This window comes from Pedobacter sp. Leaf132 (genome assembly GCF_920984695.1).
In the GTDB taxonomy this organism is placed as follows: Bacteria; Bacteroidota; Bacteroidia; order Sphingobacteriales; family Sphingobacteriaceae; genus Pedobacter.
The window spans coordinates 478,121-492,001 of sequence record NZ_CAKLBO010000002.1 but is presented as its reverse complement, the minus strand read 5'-3'; the positions used below and the strand labels follow the sequence as shown (position 1 = coordinate 492,001).

Sequence of the window (13,881 nt, the reverse complement as noted above, 5' to 3'; positions counted from 1 at the left end):
AATAAAGGCAAGCCATCTAAATCAGGTGGCTTGTCTATTATAAACATCCTAATGAATAGAAGATCATTTATCCAAAAGTCGACCTTACTTGGTACAACCTTATTTGTAAGCCTTAAAGCGTTTCCGTTCTCTTCAACTTTTTTAGATAATAATATATCAGGTAAAATCACAAGTAAAGGCAAAGGAATTGCTGGCGTTATAGTTTCTGATGGTTTTAATGTTGTACAAAGTGATAGGCTTGGTAACTACACTATTGATATAAACCCTTTAGCCAAATTTGTTTGGATAAGTACACCTTCGGGTTACGAGTTTAAAACAGAAAGCCATATTGCTAAATACTACGAAAGTGCAATCGGTAAAACTAATTTAAACTTCGAATTAAATCCGCTTAAGTTTAAAGATGAAAAACATAATTTTATTATTTGGGCCGATCCTCAGGTAAAAAACAAAAAAGATGTAGCTCAAATGATGGAAACCTCTGTTCCGGATACGATTAAAACCATCAAGGCAATGAACCCGAAAATTCCTGTTCATGGAATAACTGTTGGAGACATTGTTTGGGATAACCACGAACTTTTTACAGATTACAATACAGCAGTTGCAAAAATGGGCATTCCATTTTTTCAGGCATTAGGCAATCATGATATGGATTACAGATTGGGTGGAGATGAAACATCTGATAAAACATTTCAAGAGCACTACGGACCAACTTATTATTCGTTTAATAGGGGCAAGGCGCATTATGTCGTTTTAGATGATGTTCGCTATTTGGGCACTGAAAGAAATTACGATGGTTATATAAATCAGCAACAGCTAGATTGGCTTGCCAAAGATTTGAAATACGTAGCAAAAGATGCTTTACTGATTATAAATCTTCATATTCCGGTGCATAATGCTGTAAAAAATAACACAGATTTTTATGCGGTTTTAAATGGCTTTACAAATGTGCACATCATGTCTGGGCATACCCATTACAATAGAAACGTAATTACCAACGGAATTTTTGAGCACAATCATGGTGCGGTTTGTGGCGCCTGGTGGACTGGTCCAATCTGTGAGGATGGAACACCAAGAGGATATGGTGTTTATGAAGTTGATGGAACAAACTTAAAATGGTATTATCATCCAACAGGTTCAAATAAAAAGGAGCAGGTTCATGTTTATGTTGATGAATTAACAAATCAAAAACGTTTAATTGCAAACGTTTGGAATTGGGACCCGGAATGGAAAGTAGAATATTTTCTGGATGGAAAAGCAATGGGTGCTTTAGAACAGAAAAAAGGTTACGATCCCTTATCAGTGAGTTTATATAAGGGTGATAAATTGCCTGCCGGAAGAACATTCCCGGAGCCAAGTAAAACCGACCATTTGTTTGTAGCACATTTCGAACCTTCAGTAAAAAATGTAAAAGTTGTTGCAACAGATCGTTTTGGAGAAAAATTTGAATCCGAGTTTAAAGGTTAATTTATTTCAAAAGATGAAAACTTCAAAAAAAATTATTGTTGCTTTATTAGCAATGGGTTCAGTTAATGCATCAGCTCAAGTTGCAGAATTTCCTAAATTTAGTGCAGAGGCGCATCGTGGTGGGCGTGGCCTATGGCCCGAAAACACAATTTTAGCTATGCAAAATACCATGAAACTTGATGGTATAACCACTTTAGAAATGGATACACACATTACTAAAGATGGAAAAGTTGTGGTTACGCATGATGATTATTTAAGTCCGGCGTTTATGCGCACACCTGATGGAAAGGATATTTCAGCCGCTGATTCAAAGAAATATCCGGTTTTTCAGATGGATTATAAAGAACTAAAATCTTTTGATTTAGGTTCTAAAGATTTACCGGGTTTCCCAAATCAGCAAAAGATTAAAACTTATATTCCTTTATTATCTGATTTAATTGATGCCGTTCAGAAAGATATTAAAGCAAATAAAAGACAACAGTTTTTTTATAATATTGAAACTAAATGCAGTGCAGCAGGCGATGGAATTACAAATCCAACACCAGAGGTTTTTGTAAAACTTTTAATGGATGTAATTCAAAAGAAAGGAATTACACCTTATGTTGTTATTCAATCATTTGATAAACGAACCATTCAAATCCTCCATGAAAAATATCCGAATGTCAGAACCTCATTTTTAGTCGCGAATAAGAAAACATACGAAGAAAATATTGCAGATTTGGGTTACAAACCTTTTATTTTGAGTCCGGTTTGGCAAATCGTTAACGAAGATTTAATTAAAAAAGCCCATGCTGATAACGTAAAAGTTATTCCCTGGACACCAAATACGGTTGCAGATATTAAGGCTTTAAGGGCATTAGGTGTAGATGGTATCATTTCAGATTACCCGGATTTACTGATTCAATCCAAATAAAACAAAACTATGAAAGCTATTTCTTTTAAATTATTAATCTTTTTAGCAACGCTAACTTTTTGCTTTTCGGCAGATGTTAAAAGCCAGACCGTAAAATGGGACAGCACATACAGGCCGGGTAAATACGTAGAATTGGTTTCTAAGTTTAAAGCTGAACCGAAATCGAAAAAAGATTATATTTTTTTAGGGAATAGCATTACGGCAGGTACAGATTGGGCCAAATTACTAAATCTACCGCAAGCAAAAAACAGAGGTATTTCTGGCGATATCACTTTTGGTGTTTTAGAAAGGCTACAAGAAGTTATTGATGGTAAACCAGCAAAGGTTTTTATCCTTATTGGGATTAATGATGTTTCGAGAAATATTCCTGACAGTGTGATTTTGAAAAACTATAAACTAATGATTAGCCGGATAAGAAAAGGCTCAAAAAAAACGCAGATATATTTTAATACGCTTTTGCCCGTAAATAGTGCTTTCGATAAATTTAAAAATCATTACGGAAAAGATGAACACATCCTTTGGTTAAATACGGAAATAAAAAAGCTTGCCGCCAAAAAGGTTACTGTAGTTGATTTGTATTCACAATTTACAGATAAGGATAAGCATTTACGTGCCGAACTTACTAAAGATGGGCTCCATCTTATACCAGAAGGATATAGGGTTTGGGCAGATTTTTTAAACTCTACAGGCTATTTGAAATAGCATTTGCTGTAAATAAATAAAGCGTTCCGAAAAATATGGAACGCTTTATTTATAATATTAAAAATTTATTTTTATCCTTGAGCAGGAGGGTTTGAAACAACCGGAGCTTTATCTTTTCTTGGCTTTCCTGGTCCTTTTCTCATCTTATCACCTCTTTCTCTTGCTTCGGCTCTAAAAGCATCAAGCTTTGTTTTTTGCTCTGCAGTTAAAATGTTATCTAATTTAGTTTTTGAAGCGTCCATATCTGCTTTTCTTGATTTCATTTTATCTTTCATAGCAGACCTGTCTTCATTTCTAAAAACATCCATTTTCTTTGCTCTATCTAATTCAATAGCATAAACCTTTGTTTTTTGGTCTGCTGTTAAACTTAGTTTCTTATCCATTGCATTGGTGGCTCTTTCGGCTCTTTGCTCAATGGTAAGATTTGGCATTGGTCTTCTTGCTCTAAGTGTCGAATCTTGTGCGAAAACTGCAGTAAAACCCATTACTGCAATTGCCATTGTTAAAATTAATTTTTTCATGTTTATGTGTTTTATCTAATAGATACTAAAACATGAAAACGGTTTAATCGCTAACTGTTAAAATTTGTTAATTCTTATTTAACTGAGAAATTGATTTTTGCATCTGTGCCATCATTTGGGTTAAAGTTTCCATGGTTGGGTCTGGTGCTGGTTCGGGTAATGATGTTGAAATATAAGCCTTTGCACTCCAAATTTCGAGTATGTCATCTGCAGCTATTGTATAAGGATCATATACTTTATTATCAGAAACAAGTTTTAAATCTTTATTTTCTCTGAAACGATTGCCTGCACGTTTATAAACTACGCCTTCATTTTTACTTATAATGATGTAAGTTTCACCAGTCTTAACCTCGTTCCAGTTATCCAAATATTCGCCTATAATTACGCTTCCTGGTTGAACAGGCAACATACTATCGCCCATAATTTCAAAGGCACGGAAAGTTCCCTGGCGTAAGGCAGGAATTGGCAGTTGAAATTTTGGTAAATCACTTATGTACTGCGGATCAGAAAAACCATTTAAATAACCTGCACTAGCTTTAACGGGTACAAGCTCAATATTTTCTCTATAATTTGCATCAACAGAAATACTTAAAACCCGAAGATTTGAACCCTGGCTTTTAGGTTTCGGTTTCCAGCTATCAGAAATTTTTTCATTGATAAATTCATCAATGGTTAAATCGAAATATTCTGCTATTTTCTTTAGCAAATCATATTTTGGTTCGGCCCGGTCTTCTTCGTATGCACCAATTAGCGATCTTTTAATTTCCATAATATCAGCAAATTGCTGCTGCGTATGGCCCTTTTTCTTCCTTAGGTACTTTAAATTATTTGAAATATTCGACATAAAAATAAATTTTAAAATAAATTTGGAATTACTAAAATAGTTAGTAATTTTATGCTCATAAAGTTAGTAATATTATTTTGATTTGCAAGAGGGTATACTAAATAGATTAGTTTTTAATTTTAAATTCGTTATTATGAAAAAGTTTGTTTACATCGTTACCGACAGAAATCGTACTAGTATGCATGTTGGCATGAGTTCTGATTTAATGAAGACTTTAGATTTTTATAAGCAGATGCCAAACTTATTTTTTGATAATGGAAAGCAACTAACCCGTTTAGTTTATTTTGAAGAATTTAAAACTGAAGAACAAGCTTTGAGCCGTTTTAAATTAGTAAGTAGATTTACACGCGTGCAAAAAGAGCGTTTGGTACGTTCTTGCAATCCTGATTGGATAGATTTAACTATTGGTTTGGATTTCGAAAATATCCTTTTGCACAGAAATATAACCAACCAGGTTAAATTATCCTTTACGAGTTTATCATAAAATATCATACATAAAAAAATCGCACCTTAAACAGATGCGATTTTTTTAACTCATTTTTTGCTTACCAACCCGGGGCAAAAGTTAAACCAAAAACACCGGTTTTAACATCCTTTCGCTGAAAAGGTATGGCGTAATATGGCTCTATTACAAAGTAGCCAAATACGTTTACTCTTAAAGATAAACCAACGCTCATAACCGGAACACGTTCTGTAGTGGCCAGGTAAGAGCCTGTTTGGGTACCATCGGCACCAATAATTGGTGTGGCAACATAAGTTGGTTCACTTTTAAATGAAACCTGAGTCTCATTAGTCCAGGCAACACCAGCATCAAAAAACAAATTCAAATCAGAAAATAAAAATTTTGAGGGTACTGCAGCCAATTTTTTAGGGCCTGTAAATGGTAATCTAACTTCAAAATTAAATACGGCCATTTTACTACCACTCAATTGATTAATGTCGAAAGATTGATTGGCCCTTTCTGTAGTGGTTTTATAAATAGAGTTAGATTCGTAACCTCTTATTAAGTATGGATAGCCTAAAAATAGTGGATAAAGTCTATCAGCATCTTTGCCCAATCTTAACATGTTGTAACTTCTAACGGCAAGTGTTACGGGTTTAAGCCTCCAATATTTTCTTAAATCAATTGTTGCACCTGCAAAGCTGTACGTGCCCAGATATTTTTCTCCGCTAATTCTATATCTAAAACCATCTAAAGGCGCAGTTAATCCGAAGATAGAATTATCGCCAACAAAGCCGGCATTTAATTGATACAAGGTAAATGGATTAAATGGTACGCCATAATCTTGGGTAGCCTGCTCATTTGACACTTTGCTTCGCTCTGAACCTACATAGAAACCAGTGTTGTTGTAATAATTACTGTATCTGTCAATTCTGTAGCTGTAACGAGAGAAGGCGGCCCCAAGTTCAAACCTATGGATTTTGCTAAGCGGATAAGCTCCAAATAGTTGAACCTGATCTTCAAAAGTTCTGATGATATCAGTTCGCTGATTAATTACATCAATGGTACTTGAACCCGATGTCAGCCTCTCATTTCCATAAGAATTAAAACCTGTAACGTAAGGGATATGCGATATTGCAAGCCCCCAATTAATTCTACTTTTTTGATTAATGTAACCAACCAAACCGCCAAAATCATAAATCTCACCATTTACAGATAGGTTTGCAATGATTTGATTTGTACCTAAAATATCGCTAAACATTCCAACAATACCTCCTTGTACACCGGTACCAAAGCGACTGGTTGAAACGCCAACACCACTGTTTGCCAGGTAATCTAATCTAAATTTAGGGCGATATGGAACAACCCGCATAGAATCTGCAATTACCTTTTCAAATCTATCAAAATTTATCAGGTTGGAATTAATGATGTTTACGCCAACATTTTCCATCGGTGGCAAAACAGCTGCATCAAAATTTTCATCGCGGCTATTAATTCTTTTTGGTTTAAAACTATTTAGGTTTGCATTATACAAGGTATAGCGCTGGTAGCGGTAGTAACTGTAAACAATATCATTAGTTTGCGAAACCGAAATTGCCGGAGAGAACTCCGTAATTCCACTTATACCAGTAAAATAATCAGTTAATTGATCTACAGTATTATCAGTAAAACTGTATTTGTAAAGATTTCTAAAACCATCTCTGTTAGATAGGAAATAAACGCTTTTACTATCAGGAGCAAATTGTGCGTTTAAGTTATTTGCACCTGGAAAAACATCAACATTGTTAACGGTTTTAGAAGCAATATCATAAACGGCTAAGTTTATTGGATGTACAGCCGTAATATTATTGCTTTGAATGGCTCCTCTATCTGATGAAAATACAATTTTTGTTCCATCAGGTGAGTAATTAGGTGCATAATCTGAGTATGCATCATTTGTTATCGGTGTAACCTTTTTAGTATCTAAATTGTAAGAGAAAATATCACTTTGGCCTTCAACCATTCCAGAAAAGGCAATGTCTTTACCATTTGGCGACCAGGTTAAATTACCGAACTGGCTAACTTCGCCCATATCTGTTTCTAAAACCGTGCTGCCGTTGCTCACATTAATAATCATCATGCGGTTTTTACCACCACTAAAAATACTAAAGGCAAATTGCTTGCTATCCGGAGACCAGGCACCTGCAGATTCTATAAAGTTAAAATCATCTATGTGGCCATTTGAAATCTGGCTTGTTAATTTTCTAATTATTTTTCCCGTCTTTGCATCCGCAAGAAATAAATCAATACCAAATAAATCTTTTTCAGACATAAACGCCACAAATTTACCATCAGGGCTAAGGGCAGGAGCTACATTCATATTTCCTGCGTTTTTATTATCTAAAATCTTTGTTCCGGTAATTTTAATTTGAGAACTATCTGCTTTTAACATAGGTTTATAATGCTCATCAATGGCATTTTTCCATAAACCGGATAGTGTTTTGTCATCATAGCCAAATGTATACCTGATGGCATTTTCATAGCCATATTTAGCTGTATTTTTAAATAAAGGTACAATTGTAGTATCGCCATATTGCGAACCAATATAGGTCCAAAAGGCCTGACCATAACGGTATGGGAAATATTTATTAGAATTTGTAAGGTCTTTTAATGAAGGAATATCACGGTTAAGCATTGCATCACGCATCCACATTGACGTAAAAGCATCCTTTTTGCCGATGGATAAATATTCAGCCATACCTTCAACCATCCATAAAGGCGTTTGGCCAACATTATCTAAACTAATCGAATCTTTTTCTAATAAAACATGGTATTGAAAGGCGTGAACCAACTCGTGACCTAAAACGTGCCTGGTTTGATTGTTAAGTTCCATAACCGGCATAATAACCCTATTTTTAAGGGCTTCGGTAACACCGCCTGTACCTATACCAATTTCTCCGTTAAGCGCTGTAGTTTGCTGAAAATCAGGATGGTTATTATATAAGATAATTGGGTTTTTCTTTAGAAAGGTATCTCTAAATACTTCTTGATGCATCTTGTACCAGGTCTCGGCATCTTGAGTAAACTTTTTTAAAAGATTATCATTTTTGATATAATAATAGATTTCGAAATGTGGTGTTTGTAAAACCTTAAAATCTAACTTTTTATATCTGACTTTATTTTGTCCGAAGTATTGTGCCTGTGCAGAAAATGCAATAAAAAGTAGGAGTAAAGCCGGTACAAATTGCCTTAATAAAGTAGAGGTTTTTTTCATACGTGTGGTTTTTATTTATGCAGTTTAAAAAAACTGATTTTAAATTTATCTGGAAATAAAAATAGTGATTGTTTAAATCACTATTAAAATTTTAACATTATTTAAAAGAGTAAATTAATTATCGCCATTTTTTCTCTTTTCACGCTCTTCCTGGCGCTGCTTTCTTTTAAGTTCACGCTCTTCTTTTTTTGTTAACGGAACTACAGCAGCAGGTTGATTTGGCGCAGGTTCAGTTTTCTTCTCATCCTTTTTTACTTCCGTTTCTGTTGGTACGGTAGCTGGAGTTGTTTCACCAGGCACTGCCTCCTCAACGGCAGCAGTATCTACTGCTACACTGTCAGTAGAAGTTGTATCCTGAACGTATCTCGGACTAGGGCAGTTATAACTTCTTGTAATTTCTACCGTAGCTTTTGGAAATAGACCATACGTGTAACCCGATTTTGGATCTAAATAAACCTTTTCCATAAATTTAGCAAAAATAGGCAAGGCAGTTCTAGAGCCTTCTCCTTGTTCTCCATTTTTAAAGTGTGCAGTTCTTTCATCGCATCCTACCCAAACACCTGTTACTAAATCTTTGGTAAGGCCCATATACCAGGCATCTACATAATCAGATGACGTTCCGGTTTTGCCACCAATCTGGTTGTTCTTTTTAAATAAATCGGGCCATTCCCAAAGCGCCTGAGAAGTTCCTCTTGGCTCTTCCATACCTCCGCGAAACATGTAAGTCATTAACCAGGCGATTTCTTCGCTTAAAACTCTTTTTGTTTTCGGCTTAAATTCATCAATGATATTATCATCCTGATCAGTAATTTTTTCAACTAAAATTGGATCAGTTTTAACGCCATTATTCATAAATGTGGCATAAGCCTTAACCATTTCGTAAACTGTAACATCGTTTGAACCCAATGCAACAGATGGAACAGATTCTAAATGACTATCAATACCGCATTCATGCGCCCATTTTACCACATTATCCCATCCCACTTTTTCTGTTACCTGTGCAGTAATGGTATTAACAGAACGTGCCATAGCCAAGCGTAAACTCATATCCTGATAACTAACGCTGTAATCTGCATTTTTTGGCTCCCAATATTCAGTTTTGCCTTTATTTTGATAAGCTATTTTTACAGGCTTATCGGTAAATTTATCGCATGGACTCATGCCTTGCTCTAGGGCAGTTAAATAAGCAAAGGGCTTAAATGTAGAACCCGCCTGACGTTTTGCCTGATTTACATGGTCATATTTAAAGAATTTATGATCGATACCACCAACCCAAACTTTAATTTTACCACTTGATGGCTCCATAGTCATCATGCCGGTATTCATAATTTTTCCGTAGTAACGAATAGAATCTAAAGTAGAAAACAATGTATCTCTATCACCTTTGTAAGTAAAGATTTGCATCTTTTTCTTCTTGTTAAAATAGGCCGTAACAGAATCAGGATTATTAGGGAATTTCTTTTGTAGCAGACTATAAATTGGCAGGTTTTTCATGGCTCTATCCGGATAATCAACTTTGTTTTTTTCTGAATCGTACCACGGGTCTTCATTTGCCCAAACGCTGTAAAACCTACGCTGAATAACTTTCATTTGGTCTTGCACAGCTTCTTCAGCATATTTTTGAAGTTTCGAATCAATAGTGGTATAAATTTTTAATCCATCTTCATACAAATCATATCCATTATCTTTACACCATTTTTCTAAATGCTTTGCAACAGCTGCTCTTAAATACGAGTCACCATCGCTGCCATCTTCCATTTTACCTTCTTTAAGTTTTATTGGTTCTTTAGCAAATTGAGTTAAACTATCCTTACTTAAAAACTTATACTTATTCATTTGGTTTAGAACAGTATTTCTTCTATCTAAGGCTCTTGTTGGGTTTTTTACCGGATTGTAGTATGTTGTTCCCTTAAGCATTCCCACAAGCATTGCCGCTTCATTTGTAGATAATTCTTTTGTTTCTTTATCGAAATAAATTCTACTTGCGGTTTTAATTCCGTATGCATTATTTCCGAACGATACCGTGTTTAGATACATGGTAATAATATCTTGCTTAGAATAATTGGATTCTAATTTTACAGCAGTCATCCATTCTTTAAGCTTAAAAATCATGGTTCTTACCAATGGGATTTTGTTTAAAACCCCTTGAGATTTGTTGTAGCGGGTACGATAAAGATTTTTAGCTAATTGTTGGGTAATTGTACTTGCCCCACCTTCTTTACCAAAACCTACAACTGCACGCCCCACCGCTTGCGCATCAATTCCCCAATGCTTGTAAAACCTTACATCTTCTGTAGCTACTAGCGCATTTATTACACTTGGCGAAATTTCATTATAATTTACGGGTGTTCTGTTTTCTTTAAAATATCTGCCTATAAGTTTTCCATCTGCGGTATACAATTCAGAACCTACTCGCAGGGTAGGTACTTTAATATCGCGATAGCTTGGAGAATAGCCAAACAGCCACAAAAAGTTGAGCTGAAGTGCAGAAAAGAAAATAATTACAAAAAAAACAAAAATTGAGGTATAACGTAAGTACTTGTTTTTTATCTCTTTAAACATATAGTGTAAGATGTTGAGTAGGTAAAGGCAATAGGGATAAATATAAAAAAAACTCTAAATACAAATTAACGTATTTAATTTACTTATTTTTTAGTCTATATTTAAATAAATCACGTTAAAATTAAAGCTTTATATAGAAATGAAAAACGAATTTAAAAGCCTAATTGTACAAGGCGATAGAAAATTTTCGCTAAAAAATGTTAAAACAGATTATACTGGAGAATATAATAAAGAGAAAGCGAAGGATGCACTTGTAAAATCAAAAATAGAGGTTAGTCAGTTACAAGAAAAATTATATGCTTCTGGTAAATATTCTCTGCTAATTATATTTCAGGCGATGGATGCTGCCGGAAAAGATAGTGCAATTGAACATGTTATGAGTGGTTTAAATCCGCAAGGTTGCCAGGTATTTAGTTTTAAAGTGCCAACAACAGAAGAATATGAACACGATTTTTTATGGAGGCATTATAAAGCATTACCAGAAAGGGGCAGGATAGGTATTCACAATCGTTCGCACTACGAAAATGTATTGGTTTGTAAAGTGCATCCAAATTATATTTTAAGTGAAAATATTCCGGGATATGCAAATGAAAAGGATATCAATAAAGATTTTTGGACACAGCGTTATAAAAGCATCAGAAATTTTGAAGAGCATTTAACCGCAAATGGCGTTGTGATATTAAAATTCTTTTTAAATGTTGGCAAAGATGAACAAAAGCAACGCTTTTTAGATAGGATAGAAGACCCAACTAAAAACTGGAAATTTTCTTCGGGTGATATAAAAGAAAGAGCTTTGTGGAAGGATTACATGAAAGCTTATGAGGATGCAATTAACGAAACAGCCACCAAAGATGTACCTTGGCATGTTATTCCGGCAGATAAAAAATGGTTTGCAAGGTTGGCAATAAGCGAAATTATCGAAGATAAGTTAAAAAGCATGGATCTTAAATTTCCTGTATTAGATGAAATTGAACAAGGAAAACTGATGGAAACAAAAACAGCATTGCTTGCTGAAGAAATAGATTAGCATTTGCATGCCTGAGCTTGTAGAGAAAGATTTAAAATATATTTAAATTGTTTTTTCTACAAGCTCAGGCAAATCTAGTTTTTACTAATTTACAATAGGAAAAGCTGAAATCCTTAATCTCGCTCCGCCCATTGGTACTAATGTAATTTCCTTTGCAGTTTCCTTACTGTTTAAAGGACTTTTTGGTAGAACATCTACCAAGCCATATTGGTCTATTTTCCATTCAGGAATAAGTTTGCCCTTAGCTTTAATTTCAATTGGTGCATTTGTATTGGTAAACGGATTATTATCCTTTGGCCATTGTTTTTTAATAACCGAAAAAGATTTCTCAATATTTGATTTATCAATCACCAAACCATAATTCCAATCCGTTTTTGGATGTATTTCATACGATGGCCATTTTTTCGGGTCTGCACCATTTTGCCATCTCGAATCGCCAATGGCGGTTTCTTTACTATCTTTCTCCATATAATTTTCATCAATTTTTAAAGAATATGTTAGCGGACCGTAGTTTACGCTTACGCTATTTTTGTTTTTCTCCCACGCTCGCAGTACTAAATTCATAGGAAATTGCAAAGCGATTTTATCGCCATTTTTCCAGAGGTTATTTAATTTAATGTATCCACCAATGTGTGCATTAATACTCAGTTCTTTTCCATTTATTTTAACCTTTGGATTTTTACACCATGCCGGTATACGTAGATACAGCGGGAACGCCACTGGTTTGGGTGTGGTTATAGAAAGGCTTATCCTATCTTCAAATGGATATTTGCTTACTTGATTAATTGTAACATTCGTACCAGATCCAACTTTTGCGGTTACTGATGATTCTGCATAAAGCTGTGCTGCTATTCCGTTATCTGGAGTTGCCATCCAGGTATTCTCTGCATAATAAACCCAACCTGCCGCGTGGTTATGTTGGCAACAGCGACTGCTGAAAGGATTCATCATTAAAAACGGTCCGGTATTATCAATTCCAGGATGATGATTTTTTGCATCGCTGATAACCATATTTGGAGCTGTTAGATATCTTAAAGCTTTGTAATCTGGTGTAAATGCAGCCGAGAAAGTGTTAAATGCTACATCTTCACAGTTTTCTGCCCAAAAAGTATCGCCAGTCATAGAGAGCATCATCTGGTCTGATGTCATTTGCTCTACCATACCGCAAGTTTCAACTGCTTGTCGAGGATCATCATAACCTTTTCTGGAGTTTTCATCTCCACCAAACATCCCGCCCGGAACCTGACCATAAATATCTCTGATAAGTTTTTGATTGTTGTAACTCGCCTCTAAATCAGATTTATTATGGCTCTGTAAATAATAGGTTGCGGGTTCGCGGAAACATTGAGCAATATTAACATTGTGCCAATTCGGTAAATTGTTTTTTTGTCGCCAATCTGATGTGTTTTTATCAATTTTAGTGGCTAAATCAAGTAAAAATTTATCTCCGGTGCGATTATAAAGCCAATAAATACTTACAATATTATCTCCACCTCGGCTTTTTTCCCAATAATCTTCCAAAAGTTTCTCATCCGGAATAGAAAGTTGCCACTTGAAGTATTTGGTCATCATATCAATTACCCTCTTATCACCGCTGTACTCATAGTAGGCTTGCAAACACCATAGCATTGGCATATTAGTCCACAAATCTCTTTTGCCTTCTCCTTTTTCTACTAAAGGTCCAAAATCTCCGTCAGGGCGCTGATTGTTGATGGCAGCATTTAACCAAAACCTTGCTTCAGATATCATTTTCTGATCATTGAGCATATAACCAATGTTTGCATATCCTTTTAACCAATACGGAAGTTCTTCCCAGCCATACTTACCTTTACCATCTTTGTGCAACCAGGCATTATCTTCCTTGGATAACCAAATACTAATCTCACCTAAATTACCTGTTAATCCATTTTTCTGAAGATTTAAAGCATTTTTTAACCATCCGCCTGGTTTTATACTTCCTATTGGCAGTTTTATATAATGGTTTTTTAAAAGTGGTGCTCTGTTATTTTGATAGAATTTATTATCTAGGTTATTGTTGGTGTTTTTAACAACTGAAACTTTTAGGCTTTGTGCATTTAAATTTAAACTACCTATAACTCCAAAAATTAATAAAATTAGTAGGGGAGATTTGTGGCTCATAAAATCGATTTAGC

The 13,881-nt window shown here is 34.9% G+C and carries 10 protein-coding genes; 5 read left to right on the top strand and 5 right to left on the bottom strand.

Annotated features, from left to right (window positions below):
* The first annotated feature begins 51 nt into the window (after positions 1 to 51).
* Genes LUA86_RS05950 through LUA86_RS05940 form a run of 3 tightly spaced genes read left to right on the top strand, consistent with a single transcriptional unit; the run spans position 52 to position 3,079 of the window.
* Positions 52 to 1,464 carry a calcineurin-like phosphoesterase family protein gene (locus LUA86_RS05950; protein WP_231459694.1) on the top strand — a complete coding sequence of 471 codons (1,413 nt, stop codon included), beginning with the start codon at positions 52 to 54 and terminating at the stop codon, positions 1,462 to 1,464.
* A gap of 13 nt (positions 1,465 to 1,477) precedes the next feature.
* The gene (locus LUA86_RS05945; RefSeq protein WP_231459693.1) at positions 1,478 to 2,377 is read left to right on the top strand and encodes a glycerophosphodiester phosphodiesterase family protein; all 900 of its coding nucleotides are present in this window, start codon (positions 1,478 to 1,480) and stop codon (positions 2,375 to 2,377) included.
* 9 nt (positions 2,378 to 2,386) lie between these two features.
* Complete coding sequence (locus LUA86_RS05940) at positions 2,387 to 3,079, top strand: GDSL-type esterase/lipase family protein (protein ID WP_231459692.1); 693 nt, start codon at positions 2,387 to 2,389, stop codon at positions 3,077 to 3,079.
* A 71-nt stretch (positions 3,080 to 3,150) separates the two neighbouring features.
* Here LUA86_RS05940 and LUA86_RS05935 read toward each other — a convergent pair whose 3' ends face one another.
* Together LUA86_RS05935 and LUA86_RS05930 are read right to left on the bottom strand one after the other, a co-directional pair.
* Positions 3,151 to 3,600: a DUF4890 domain-containing protein gene (locus LUA86_RS05935; protein WP_231459691.1), complete on the bottom strand. Its 450-nt coding sequence runs from the start codon at positions 3,598 to 3,600 to the stop codon at positions 3,151 to 3,153.
* A 67-nt stretch (positions 3,601 to 3,667) separates the two neighbouring features.
* Positions 3,668 to 4,444 carry a LexA family transcriptional regulator gene (locus LUA86_RS05930; RefSeq protein WP_231459690.1) on the bottom strand — a complete coding sequence of 259 codons (777 nt, stop codon included), beginning with the start codon at positions 4,442 to 4,444 and terminating at the stop codon, positions 3,668 to 3,670.
* 133 nt (positions 4,445 to 4,577) lie between these two features.
* Between LUA86_RS05930 and LUA86_RS05925 the strand changes: the two genes are divergently transcribed.
* Positions 4,578 to 4,928, top strand: a complete 351-nt coding sequence (locus LUA86_RS05925) for a GIY-YIG nuclease family protein (RefSeq protein WP_231459689.1) — start codon at positions 4,578 to 4,580, stop codon at positions 4,926 to 4,928.
* Positions 4,929 to 4,989: 61 nt separating this feature from the next.
* Here the strand turns inward: LUA86_RS05925 and LUA86_RS05920 are convergent, their stop codons facing one another.
* Together LUA86_RS05920 and LUA86_RS05915 are read right to left on the bottom strand one after the other, a co-directional pair.
* Positions 4,990 to 8,139, bottom strand: a complete 3,150-nt coding sequence (locus tag LUA86_RS05920; RefSeq protein WP_231459688.1) for a basic secretory protein-like protein — start codon at positions 8,137 to 8,139, stop codon at positions 4,990 to 4,992.
* Between the two features lie 114 nt (positions 8,140 to 8,253).
* Positions 8,254 to 10,701, bottom strand: a complete 2,448-nt coding sequence (locus LUA86_RS05915; protein WP_231459687.1) for a transglycosylase domain-containing protein — start codon at positions 10,699 to 10,701, stop codon at positions 8,254 to 8,256.
* A gap of 139 nt (positions 10,702 to 10,840) precedes the next feature.
* Between LUA86_RS05915 and LUA86_RS05910 the strand changes: the two genes are divergently transcribed.
* Positions 10,841 to 11,728, top strand: coding sequence for a polyphosphate kinase 2 family protein (locus tag LUA86_RS05910; RefSeq protein ID WP_231459686.1), 888 nt, complete (start codon positions 10,841 to 10,843; stop codon positions 11,726 to 11,728).
* 84 nt (positions 11,729 to 11,812) lie between these two features.
* On the opposite strand, the gene LUA86_RS05905 is transcribed toward LUA86_RS05910, so the two are convergent.
* On the bottom strand, positions 11,813 to 13,867 hold the full coding sequence (locus LUA86_RS05905; protein WP_231459685.1) for a beta-L-arabinofuranosidase domain-containing protein: 2,055 nt from the start codon (positions 13,865 to 13,867) through the stop codon (positions 11,813 to 11,815).
* Between the last annotated feature and the right edge of the window lie 14 nt (positions 13,868 to 13,881).

Excerpts from the sequence above, each read along its gene's own strand:
- LUA86_RS05950 (WP_231459694.1), top strand. The coding sequence starts at position 52 with ATGAATAGAAGATCATTTATCCAAAAGTCGACCTTACTTGGTACAACC.
- LUA86_RS05945 (WP_231459693.1), top strand. The coding sequence starts at position 1,478 with ATGAAAACTTCAAAAAAAATTATTGTTGCTTTATTAGCAATGGGTTCA.
- LUA86_RS05940 (WP_231459692.1), top strand. The coding sequence starts at position 2,387 with ATGAAAGCTATTTCTTTTAAATTATTAATCTTTTTAGCAACGCTAACT.
- LUA86_RS05935 (WP_231459691.1), bottom strand. The coding sequence starts at position 3,600 with ATGAAAAAATTAATTTTAACAATGGCAATTGCAGTAATGGGTTTTACT.
- LUA86_RS05930 (WP_231459690.1), bottom strand. The coding sequence starts at position 4,444 with ATGTCGAATATTTCAAATAATTTAAAGTACCTAAGGAAGAAAAAGGGC.
- LUA86_RS05925 (WP_231459689.1), top strand. The coding sequence starts at position 4,578 with ATGAAAAAGTTTGTTTACATCGTTACCGACAGAAATCGTACTAGTATG.
- LUA86_RS05920 (WP_231459688.1), bottom strand. The coding sequence starts at position 8,139 with ATGAAAAAAACCTCTACTTTATTAAGGCAATTTGTACCGGCTTTACTC.
- LUA86_RS05915 (WP_231459687.1), bottom strand. The coding sequence starts at position 10,701 with ATGTTTAAAGAGATAAAAAACAAGTACTTACGTTATACCTCAATTTTT.
- LUA86_RS05910 (WP_231459686.1), top strand. The coding sequence starts at position 10,841 with ATGAAAAACGAATTTAAAAGCCTAATTGTACAAGGCGATAGAAAATTT.
- LUA86_RS05905 (WP_231459685.1), bottom strand. The coding sequence starts at position 13,867 with ATGAGCCACAAATCTCCCCTACTAATTTTATTAATTTTTGGAGTTATA.